Source organism: Streptomyces sp. GC420, from assembly GCF_009916105.1.
Classification (GTDB): Bacteria; Actinomycetota; Actinomycetes; order Streptomycetales; family Streptomycetaceae; genus Streptomyces.
In genome coordinates this window covers 1-9,777 of sequence record NZ_JAAAXQ010000317.1, presented here as the reverse complement: position 1 = coordinate 9,777, position 9,777 = coordinate 1, and the positions used below count along the sequence as shown (strand labels likewise).

General features: G+C 75.6%; 7 protein-coding genes and 2 pseudogenes. All 9 read left to right on the top strand.

The genetic code is table 11. The features are described 5' to 3' along the window. A pseudogene (locus GUY61_RS29350) lies at positions 1 to 780 on the top strand (condensation protein); the annotation flags it as partial. Then, positions 777 to 1,637, top strand: coding sequence for a bifunctional 2-polyprenyl-6-hydroxyphenol methylase/3-demethylubiquinol 3-O-methyltransferase UbiG (locus tag GUY61_RS29345; RefSeq protein WP_166633277.1), 861 nt, complete (start codon positions 777 to 779; stop codon positions 1,635 to 1,637). The pseudogene GUY61_RS29350 and the gene GUY61_RS29345, both read left to right, overlap by 4 nt. A 6-nt stretch (positions 1,638 to 1,643) precedes the next feature. Continuing rightward, positions 1,644 to 2,564 (top strand): DMT family transporter, encoded by a 921-nt coding sequence (locus tag GUY61_RS29340; protein WP_313896932.1) that lies wholly within the window; start codon positions 1,644 to 1,646, stop codon positions 2,562 to 2,564. After that, a pseudogene (locus GUY61_RS40635) lies at positions 2,554 to 2,769 on the top strand (Trm112 family protein); the annotation flags it as partial. The gene GUY61_RS29340 and the pseudogene GUY61_RS40635, both read left to right, overlap by 11 nt. Positions 2,770 to 2,966: 197 nt before the next feature. Continuing rightward, on the top strand, positions 2,967 to 3,737 hold the full coding sequence (locus GUY61_RS29330; protein WP_166633276.1) for an FkbM family methyltransferase: 771 nt from the start codon (positions 2,967 to 2,969) through the stop codon (positions 3,735 to 3,737). After that, entirely contained in the window at positions 3,734 to 4,288 is a 555-nt protein-coding gene (locus GUY61_RS29325) for a hypothetical protein (protein WP_166633275.1), read from the top strand. The genes GUY61_RS29330 and GUY61_RS29325 overlap by 4 nt, the downstream gene beginning before the upstream one ends. Before the next feature lie 212 nt (positions 4,289 to 4,500). Continuing rightward, positions 4,501 to 6,045, top strand: coding sequence for an acyl-CoA synthetase (locus GUY61_RS29320; RefSeq protein ID WP_166633274.1), 1,545 nt, complete (start codon positions 4,501 to 4,503; stop codon positions 6,043 to 6,045). Continuing rightward, entirely contained in the window at positions 6,038 to 7,603 is a 1,566-nt protein-coding gene (locus tag GUY61_RS29315; RefSeq protein WP_313896931.1) for a carboxyl transferase domain-containing protein, read from the top strand. Before GUY61_RS29320 ends, GUY61_RS29315 begins: the two co-directional genes overlap by 8 nt. Before the next feature lie 203 nt (positions 7,604 to 7,806). Beyond that, on the top strand, positions 7,807 to 8,844 hold the full coding sequence (locus GUY61_RS29310) for a rod shape-determining protein (RefSeq protein ID WP_166633273.1): 1,038 nt from the start codon (positions 7,807 to 7,809) through the stop codon (positions 8,842 to 8,844). Positions 8,845 to 9,777: the final 933 nt, after the last annotated feature.

The window sequence follows — 9,777 nt, the reverse complement described above, 5'->3', positions numbered from 1 at the left end:
GTACCGCAGACCGCACCCGCGCGCTCAAGGCCGCCTCCCGCCGGCTTCCTCGCCCGGCCTGCCCGTATCGCCGGAAACGCGCGCCCCGGCGCGAGCGGCAACGGAATGCTGCTGACGGAACTGCCGGTGCCTCGCCGCACTCCCGGCGCCCCGTACACGGTGAACGACCAGCTCCTCGTCGCCACCGCCCTGATGATCGCCGCCTGGAACCGGCTGCGCCACCGCGCGCCCGCCCCCATGAGGATCACCATGCCGGTCGACGACCGCCCGCGCGGCACCGACATGCCCATCGGCAACGGCACCCGCCTCGTCGAAGTACCCTTCGGCGCGGAGGAGTTGACGCAGGACGACCCCAGGTCCGTCCAAGAGCTGCTGCGTCGTACCGCAGACCGCACCCGCGCGCTCAAGGCCGCCTCCCGCCCCCAGCTCGGCCACGGCGCCGCCCTGCTCACCGCACCGGTCCTGCCGGTCGGCGTACGGGCCGCGCTCACCCGCGCGCTGCGCAGGGCCGCCGCGCCCTGGACGTCGACGACCCTGCTCAGCAACATCGGCCGCATCCCCTACCCGCTGGACTTCGGTGACGCGGGCCGCGCCACGGCCGTCTGGTTCTCCGCTCCCGCCCGCATGCCGCGCGGCCTGACGGTGACGACCGCCGGCACCGGCGGCCGGCTGCACATCGCCCTGCGCTGGTCGCGCGCGCTGCTCGACGACGCCGCCGGCGCGCGCCTGTGCGCGTTGTTCGAGGAGTATCTGCGAGCCACCACCCCGGAGGAGCCATGACCAGCACCCTGCCCGGGACCGACGCCACGCACGGGACCGGCCCGGCCAGCGGGACCGGCCCCGCCAACGGCACCGGCCCCGCCAACGCCAACGGCACCGGCACCGGCACCGGCACCGGCACCGGGGACGCCCTGCCCGGGGCCAGGGACGGCCTGCGCGAGTTCTACGAGGACCCGGCCGTCCCCGTCGCCTCCGGCGAGGCACGCACACTGCGCCAGGCGCGGATGCTCGCCGCCGCCCTGCGCGCCGCCGGGACCTCGGGAGCGACCGTCCTCGACATCGGCTGCGGCGACGGCACGGCGGCAGCGGCAGCGGCGCCGCTGCTCGCCGGGCACCGGGTCGTCGGCATCGACTGGTCGCAGGACGCGCTGCGCCGCGCCCGCACCCGCCTCGCCCACGTCGTCCGCGGCCAGCTCACCGACGGCGGGCTGCCGCTCGGTGACGCGTGCGCCGACGCCGCCGTGTTCAGCGAGGTGATCGAGCACCTCGTCGACCCGGACTCCGCGCTGGACGAGATCCGCCGCGTGCTGCGCCCTGGCGGCCATCTGCTGCTGTCCACACCCAACCTCGCCGCCTGGTACAACCGGGCGCTCCTTCTCGCCGGCGTGCAGCCCGTCTTCTCGGAGGTCAGCCTGCGCGGCATCCACGGCCGCCCCGGGTCGGAGGTCGTCGGCCATCTGCGCCTCTACACCGCCCGCGCCCTGCGGTCCCTGCTGACCGCCTCGGGCTTCGACGTCGTCCGCGTCGCGGGCGCCCCCTTCCACGGCGTGCCACGCCCGCTGCGCGCTCTCGACCGTGCCGCCTGCGCCCTGCCGTCGGCGGCGTCCATCCTCCTCGCGCACGCGCGAAGGAGCTGAGGTGCCGTGTGGTGGGGTGTGGCCGCCGCACTGCTGGCCAATGTCCTCTACAGCACCGGGTTCGTCCTGGAGAAGCGGGCGCTGACCGGTCTGCCGGACCTGGCGGCCCGCCGGCCCCTGCGGGTGATCGGCGTGCTGCTCGGCAGCCCGCTGTGGATCGCCGGCTCGCTGGCCCTGGCCGCCGGATTCGCCGCGCAGCTCGCCGTGTACCGCACCCTGCCGATCGCCGCCGCACAGGGCATCTTCGTCTCCGGCCTGGTGCTGCTGCTCCTGCTCTCCTCGGTGGTGCTGGGCGAGAAGACGTCGGGCCGCGAGCGGTACGCGGTCGGCGCGATCCTGCTCGCCCTGCTGATGGTGGTCGGCTCCCTGCGGGAGGACTCCGACACCGTCAGCCACGGCGCCCCGCTTCCCACGCTGCTGCTGATCGCCCTGCCCACACTGGCCGCCGGGCTGTGGCTGTACGGCTCGGCGGAACGCCGGGCCCGCCACCGGCACCGGCTGCCGACGACCGGGGTGGAGTACGGGGTGGCGATGGGGCTGCTGTACGGCGTCAGCTCACTGGCCATCAAGGGGGTCTCCGGCCGTCTGGCCACCTCGGGACCGGGCGGGGCGCTGCTGGGCCTGCTCGCCTCCCCCTATCCGTACCTGCTGCTGTTCACCGGAGTGGTCGGCCTGGTCCTGTCCCAGACCGCGCTCCAGCGCTGCCGGGCCTCGCTGATCGTGCCCGTCTGCACCACCGTCACCTGCCTGTTCACCGCGGCCCTGGGCACCTTCGCGTTCGGCGAGTCTCTGCCCGAGGAACCACTGCGGCTGGCGCTGCGGCTCGGTGGCACGGCGCTCGCCGTCACCACCCTGCTGGCGCTGCCGCGGCACGATCCGCCACCGCCTCCGACGCCCGCCGAGGAGCTGACCGCCCGTGAATCCTGACGACCCGCTGCTGAAGATCCTGGCCTGCCCCCTCGACAAGGGTCCGCTGATCCTCGTCGGGGCGGAGGGAGAGCAGGGGGACGACGGCGTCGCGCTCTACAATCCCCGGCTGCGCCGCCGCTACCCCGTCGTGGACGGCATCCCGCAACTACTGCCGTCCTCCGGCGAGCAGGTGCCGGAGGAGGTGCACCTGCGCCTGACCCGGGACCTGCGCGGGGAACGGCCCGGCGGGCGTGACGCGGAGGCGCCCGGCGGACGGTCCGGAGAGGGACCCGGCGGACGTGACACGGCGGGACCCGGCGGGCGCTCCGGAGAGGGACCCGGCGGACGTGACACAGGGGCACCCGGCGACCGCTCCGGTGAAACCCCGTCCGGGCAGCGGCCCGAGGACAGTCCGGCGCCGTGACCCTCGCCGCCCGGCTCGCCCCCGGCCTGCCCCCACGCCTGGTCGGCCTCGCGGCAGCCGCCCTCTACCCGCGCTTCGAACCCGAACTGCGCAGACTCGCGGACTTCTGCCCGCCCGGCGGCACCGCCGTCGACGTCGGCGGCTGGTACGGCCCGTGGTCCCGCCGCCTCGCCCGGCGCGCCTCCCGCGTCGTCACGCTGGAGCCCGTGCCCCACCTGGCACGTGCCCTGTGCGCGACCGCCCCGCGCAATGTGCGGGTCGTCCAGGCCGCGGCGGCCGACCGCTCCGGCATCGCCACCCTGTGGCTCCCGCCCGGCGGACGCGGCGACCGGGGTGTTTCGTCACTGGTGCGCCGCGACCTGCACGGCACCTCCGTGGTGGTCCACTGCCTCACACTGGACGAACTCGATCTCAAGCGGGTGACGCTGGTCAAGATCGACGTGGACGGCGCGGAACTGCCCGTGCTCCAGGGCGCCGAGCAGACCATGGCGAGGCACCGCCCCACGCTCTTCATCGAGCTGGAGACCCGCATCCAGCCCCTCGAACCGGTCCTCGACCTCCTCGACGCCCGGGACTACCGGGGCTGGGTGCTACCCGGCCGCCACTGGGTGCCGCTGGCCCGTTTCGACCTGGCCGGCCACCAGGCCCGCACCCACCACCTCGCGGAACAGGGGCTGGTGCGCCGCGCCCTGGTCCCGGGCCCGCGGTACGTCAACTCCGTACTGTTCCTCCCGAAGGGCCGCGCACCGGGCACCCTTGCACCATGAGTTTCGGACCGCGCGAATTCCAGCTGGTGCTGCTGCGCCGGATGGCCGACTTCCAGCCCGGTCTCGTCGAGGACGCCCGGCACGAGCTGGGGGTGTCCCTCACCGAGATGCGCGAGGCGAACAAGCACTGGCAGGCCATGGTCCGCTCACCGCGCGGCCGCGCCGCCGTGAGCCGCTACCGCTCGGTCCTCGGCCCTCCCGAGTCCGTCGTCCCGCGCACCATCGGCGACCTGAAGTGCGACGCACTGCTGTGGCGGCTGCCACTCTGGCCCGGGCTGCGCTTCGAAGTGCTGTGCGCGCCGGGCGGGCAGGTCTGGAACGACTGGCTGATCCGGGCACCCGGCGTCCCCGGCCCCGCGTTGCGGACGGTCGCCGACCTGCGCCCGTGGACCTGCACGGTAGACGAGGTGGCCCGCGCCTTCCCCGGTGCCCGGCCGATGGAGGGCACCGCCCCGACCCGCTGGCGGCTGGCGCTGCCGGCCACGGAAGGCGGCGGGACACTGGTGACGGAGTTCACGTACGGGCTGCTCCAGGAGGTCTCGGGCGGCTGAGCCGGCCGCAGCGTCCGCGGACGCGGACGCTGCGCCGGTGAGACTTCGCAGGCCGGTGAGCCCGCGGGGGCGAACCGGGATCGCCGGGAATGGCGAAACCGCCCGGGCCGCCGGGACCGCCGGGCACCCGGACCCGCTCTGGCCACCATGGTGATCGTTGTGCACAGTGGTTCCGACCCGGCCGACCCGGCCGAGAGAAGGAGTGACGACGCGTGAGTTCCCTCTTCCCCGCGCTGGCCGCCCGTTCGGAGCGCCCCGCCCTGCGCTTCGGCGACCGCGCCCTCACCCATGCCGGACTCGCCGCCGCGGCCGGCCCCCTGGCGGAGCGGCTGGGTGCGACGGGCGGACGGGTCGCGGTCTGGGCCACGCCGACGCTGGAGACCGCAGTCGCGGTGGTCGCCGCCCTGCTGGCCGGGGTGCCCGTGGTGCCGCTGAACCCCAGGTCGGGCGAGCGGGAACTGGCGCACATCCTCGCCGACAGCCGACCGGGCATGCTGCTGGCCGCGCCCGGCGCGGAGGTGCCCGCGGCCCTCGGCGCGCTGCCGCGCGAGGACGTGGCGGTGGATCCCGGCCCGGCCGCCCCGGAGGTCCCGCTGCCCGACGAGCCCCCGGCCCGGGCTCCGGCACTGATCGTCTACACCTCGGGCACGACCGGCCCGCCCAAGGGCGCCGTCCTGCCCCGCCGCGCCATCGTCTCGACGCTGGACGCGCTGGCCGATGCCTGGCAGTGGACCGACGCCGACGCGCTGGTGCACGCACTGCCGCTGTTCCACGTCCACGGCCTCATCCTCGGCATCCTCGGCCCACTGCGGCTGGGCGGCAGCGTGCGTCACCTCGGGACCTTCAGCACGGAGGGCGTCGCCCGCGAGCTGGGTACGAGCGGAGGCGGGGCCGGAACCGGGAGCACGGGCGGGGGCACGATGCTCTTCGGCGTACCGACCATGTACCACCGCATGGCCGAGGCCCTCCCCTCCGACCCCGCACTCGCCAAGGCGCTGTCGGAGGCCCGGCTGCTGGTCTCGGGCTCGGCGGCGCTTCCGGTGCACGACCACGAGCGGATCGCGTCGGCGACCGGTCGGCAGGTCGTCGAGCGGTACGGCATGACGGAGACACTCATGCTGTGCTCGTCCCGCTGGACACCCCCGGACATCCGGCCGAGTGCCCGCGCCGTCGGCGGGCCGCGTCCCGGCACGGTCGGGGTGCCGCTGCCGGGCGTGGAGCTGCGGCTGGTCGACGAGACGGGGGCGGAGATCACGGCGTACGACGGGGAGACCGTGGGCGAGATCCAGGTGCGCGGCCCGAACCTGTTCACGGAGTACCTGAACCGCCCGGACGCCACGGCCGCCGCGTTCGCGGAGGGCGGCTGGTTCCGCACCGGCGACATGGCGACCCGGGACGTGGACGGATACGTGCGGATCGTCGGCCGCAAGGCCACCGACCTGATCAAGAGCGGCGGCTACAAGATCGGCGCCGGGGAGATCGAGAACGCGCTGCTGGAGCATCCGGGTGTGCGGGAGGCGGCCGTCACGGGCGAGCCTGACCCGGACCTCGGAGAGCGGATCGTCGCCTGGATCGTGCCCGCCGACCCGGCGGCGCCGCCCGCGCTGGAGGAGTTGTCCGGGCATGTCGCCGCCCAGCTCGCCCCGCACAAGCGGCCCCGGGTGCTGCACTGCCTGGACGCGCTGCCGCGCAACGACATGGGGAAGATCATGAAGCGGGCGCTCGCCGCGGCCGGTCCCGGGGACGGCCGTGGCTGAGCGCCTGAGCGCCCGCGAGGCCGTCGCCCTGCTCACGGACTCGTTCAGCGAGTTCCCCGAGTTCGCCGGGGCCCGCGAGCCGGACGAGTCCCGTCGGCCGGAGGGGGCCGGCGGGCCGGACGGGCCGGACGGGTCCGGGACCGAGGGGCGGGACGGAGCTGGCGAGCCCGGTGGGTCGGGCGGACCCGGCCGCAGGACCGACGGGCTCAACCCGGGCGACGAACCGGACGGGCCCGACGGCCACGGCGGGCCCGACAGCCACGGCGGCCGTGACGAGCCGGGCCACGGACAGGATCCGGCGGGCGACGGCCCGATCGGCTGGCGGGGATACGGCGACACGCGAGCGCGTGCCGCGGCACGGACCGGCGAGACCGAGTCCGTGATCTGCGGCACCGCGCTGATCGGCGAGGTCCGGGCGGTCGTCGTCGCCTTCGAGTTCGCCTTCCTCGGCGGCTCCCTCGGCGAGCGCACGGGCGACAGGCTCCAGGCCGCGTACTCCGCCGCCCGCGAGCTGCGCCTCCCCCTCGTCTCCCTCATCGCGACCGGCGGCAGCCGAATGCAGGAGGGCATGCTCGCGCTCACCCAGCTCCAGCGCGTGGCCCGCGAGTCCGCGCTGCTGCGCGCGGGGGGCCTCCCGCAGATCGCCGTGCTCCGCGACCCCACCACCGGCGGCGGCTGGGCCACCCTCGGCGCGGGCGCGGACGTGGCGCTCGCCCTGCCTTCCGCGCAGGTCGCCTTCGCCGGGTCCCGCGTCCGCCCGCCCGGCGCCGACCCCTCCGCCTACACGGCCGAGTCCCAGCTGGCCATGGGCCACATCGACGCCGTCGTCCGCTCCGACGAGCTGCGCCCCGCGGTGAGCCGCTGGCTGAGGCTGCTCACGGGCACGGTCGTGGTGCCCGCCGCCGCCGAGCCGCCGCCCGCGCTCGCCCGCGCCCCGCTGCCCGCCGGCGGGTGGGACGCGGTCCTTTCCGCACGCGATCCCGGGCGCCCGCGCGCCCGTCAGTACCTCGACGCGTACTTCGACGAGACCGCCGACATCAGCGGTGACCGCTGCGGCGGCGTCGATCCCGGCATGCTGTGCGGCTTCGGCCGGCGGGACGGCCGTACGATCGCGTACGCCGCCCAGTGCGGTACGGCCACCCGGCCCGCCGGGTACCGCACCGCGACCCGGCTGATACGTCTGGCGGAGCGGCTGCGGATACCCGTCCTGACCCTCGTCGACACGCCGGGCGCGGCCAATGACGCCGACGCCGAGCGGGCGGGCGCGGGCCCGGCCATCGCCGAGCTGTTCGCGGCGGTGGCGACGGCGCGGGTGCCGGTGACGACACTGGTCGTCGGTGAGGGCGGCTCCGGCGGGGCACTGGCCCTGGCCGCCCCCGGCAACACCTGGGTCACCCCCGACAGCTACTTCTCCGTCATCGCGCCGGAACTCGCCGCCGCCATCCTCAAGCGCTCCCCGGCCGAGGCCCCGGCCACCGCCGAGCAGTTGCGGCTGCGACCCCAGGACCTGGTGGAACTGGGCATCGCCCGCGGCATCGTGCGGGCCGGGGCGGACTGACCAGGGGCCTCGGCCGGGCCAGGCACCTGCACGACAACGGCCGGGTACCTGCACGACAACGGCCGGGGACTGCCGGACAGCGGCCGGGGGCGGCCGGACAGCGGCCGGGGGCGGCACCCCGAGCGGACCAGTCCAGCGCGCGCACGACCCGGATCGATCACACGATGCGAAGAAGGGACCGTCCGCGCTCGGGAGGATCTGCCATGAACGTCAGTCTTGAGCAGCTGCGCCGCTGCCACGTGGCCGTCGACCTGGGCGCGGCCAGAACGAGGGTGTTCGTCAAGGGCATGGGCCTCGTCGTGGACGAACCCAGCGTGGCCGCGGTCAACACCAGGACCGGCTCGCTCATCGCCGTCGGCGAGCTCGCGCTGAGGATGACGGGCCGCACCCCCGACTACATCCGCGTGGTCCGCCCGGTCTCGGGCGGCTCCGTCGTCGACATCGAGATGGCCCAGCGCATGCTGCGCCACCTGCTCGGCGAGAAGCTGCGCCGCACGCTCCGCCGCAAGCCCCGGCTGCGGGCGGCGGCCTGCGTCCCGCACGACGCCGATCCGCTCGCCCAGCGCGCCGCCGTGGAGACTCTGGTCGGCCTCGGGGCGCGACGGGTGGAGCTGGTGGACACGCTGATCGCGGCGGCGGTCGGCGCCGGGCTGCCGGTCGAGGAGCCCTGCGCCACCATGATCATGGTGTGCGGGGCGGCCACCACCCAGGTGGCGGTGCTCTCCCTGGGCTCCATCGTGACCGCCGAGCGGGTGCCGATCGGCGGCGACGCCATCGACCACGCCGTGATCCAGCACCTGCGCCAGCAGCACGAACTGATGCTGCCGAGCCAGTCCGTGCGCCCCCTCCAACTGGCGCTGAGCGGCGGCGGGCTGTCGCCGAACGGCCCGGAGTCCACCGAGATCCACGGCCGCGACGTCGCGACAGGTCTGGCCCGCTCGGTGCACGTGGACACGGCCCGTGTCCGGGAAGCCATCCACACCCCGCTCACCTCCGTGCTCGACGGCATCGGCAAGGTGCTCCGCTCCTGCCCGCCCGACCTGGTCGCGGACCTCGCGGACCGCGGCATCATGCTGGTGGGCGGCAGCGCGCTGATGCCCGGCCTCGACCACATGCTGCGCGAGGCCACCGGCATGCCGGTGAACATCGCGGAACGGCCCGACGTGTGCGCTGTCCTCGGTCTGGGCTCCATGCTCGAGGGCAAGATCGAGACGCAGCGGCTCGACCCTCTGGCCGACTGAGCGGAATGCAACGTCCGTGAGCACCGTGTCCGCCGTCGACATCTTCCGCGATCCCGGCTACCTGGGCATCCAGGCAACCGGTTTCGCACTGCTCGCGGCGGCCTTCGTGCTGAGCCGTACCACCACAGGTCCTTCTGCCGCCGGCTCAACTTCCTCGGCGCGGCCCTCGTCACCATCGACGCGGCCGCCAACCACAAGTGGACCCTGCTCGCGGCGGCCTCGGCCTGGACGCTGGTGGCCCTGTGCGCGCTGGTGAACTGGGCGCGCGGAAGGACGGCGGCACGCGGACCCGGCCAGGCGGGCGCTCCCGGCAACGCCAAGGACGGCGTCGGGAACCTGGACCGCATCGCACGGTGATCCCGCGGAACGCGGAACGCGGGGCCTGCGCGACCCCGGCCCCGCGCCGAGACCGGGTCGCTCCCCCGGGGCGGCGGGACCGGAGTGGCACGGCGCGCGCGGACGTGCCCCGGGCACCGGGGAATCCCCCGGCAGGCCGCCGCGGTGCCGTCCGACCGACGGCCCCGCAGGCCCCACAGGCCGCCGGCCACGAGCCCCTCGAACCACCGCCCCACCGGGCTGGCGGACCCTCCAGCCACCGGGCCAACGATCCGTCTGGCCGCCGAGCCACGAGCCGTCCGGCCGGGCAGGCCACCGGGCCGCCGGGCGGCCACCACCGGCCCGCCGGGCCGACGAGTCGTCAGGGCATACCAGGCCGTCCGGCCTACCGGCCTACCGGCCTTCGGTCCGCCGAGCCGTCCGGCCGCCAGGACCAGCGGGCCGTTGGGTCGCTCGGGCGAGGGCGGGGCAGGTCGGCCCGGTTCGGGGGCGGCCCGGAGGTGCGAGGGCGTGCGGCTCCGCCGCGCGGGACCGCCCGCGCGGCACTCAGCGTGCTGGGCCCAGGTCCAGGTCCAGCGCCCGGGACCAGCCTCCCAG

What these genes read in the sequence shown, in the direction of transcription:
- GUY61_RS29345 (WP_166633277.1), top strand. Translation starts at nt 777, where the DNA reads ATGACCAGCACCCTGCCCGGGACCGACGCCACGCACGGGACCGGCCCG.
- GUY61_RS29325 (WP_166633275.1), top strand. Translation starts at nt 3,734, where the DNA reads ATGAGTTTCGGACCGCGCGAATTCCAGCTGGTGCTGCTGCGCCGGATG.
- GUY61_RS29310 (WP_166633273.1), top strand. Translation starts at nt 7,807, where the DNA reads ATGAACGTCAGTCTTGAGCAGCTGCGCCGCTGCCACGTGGCCGTCGAC.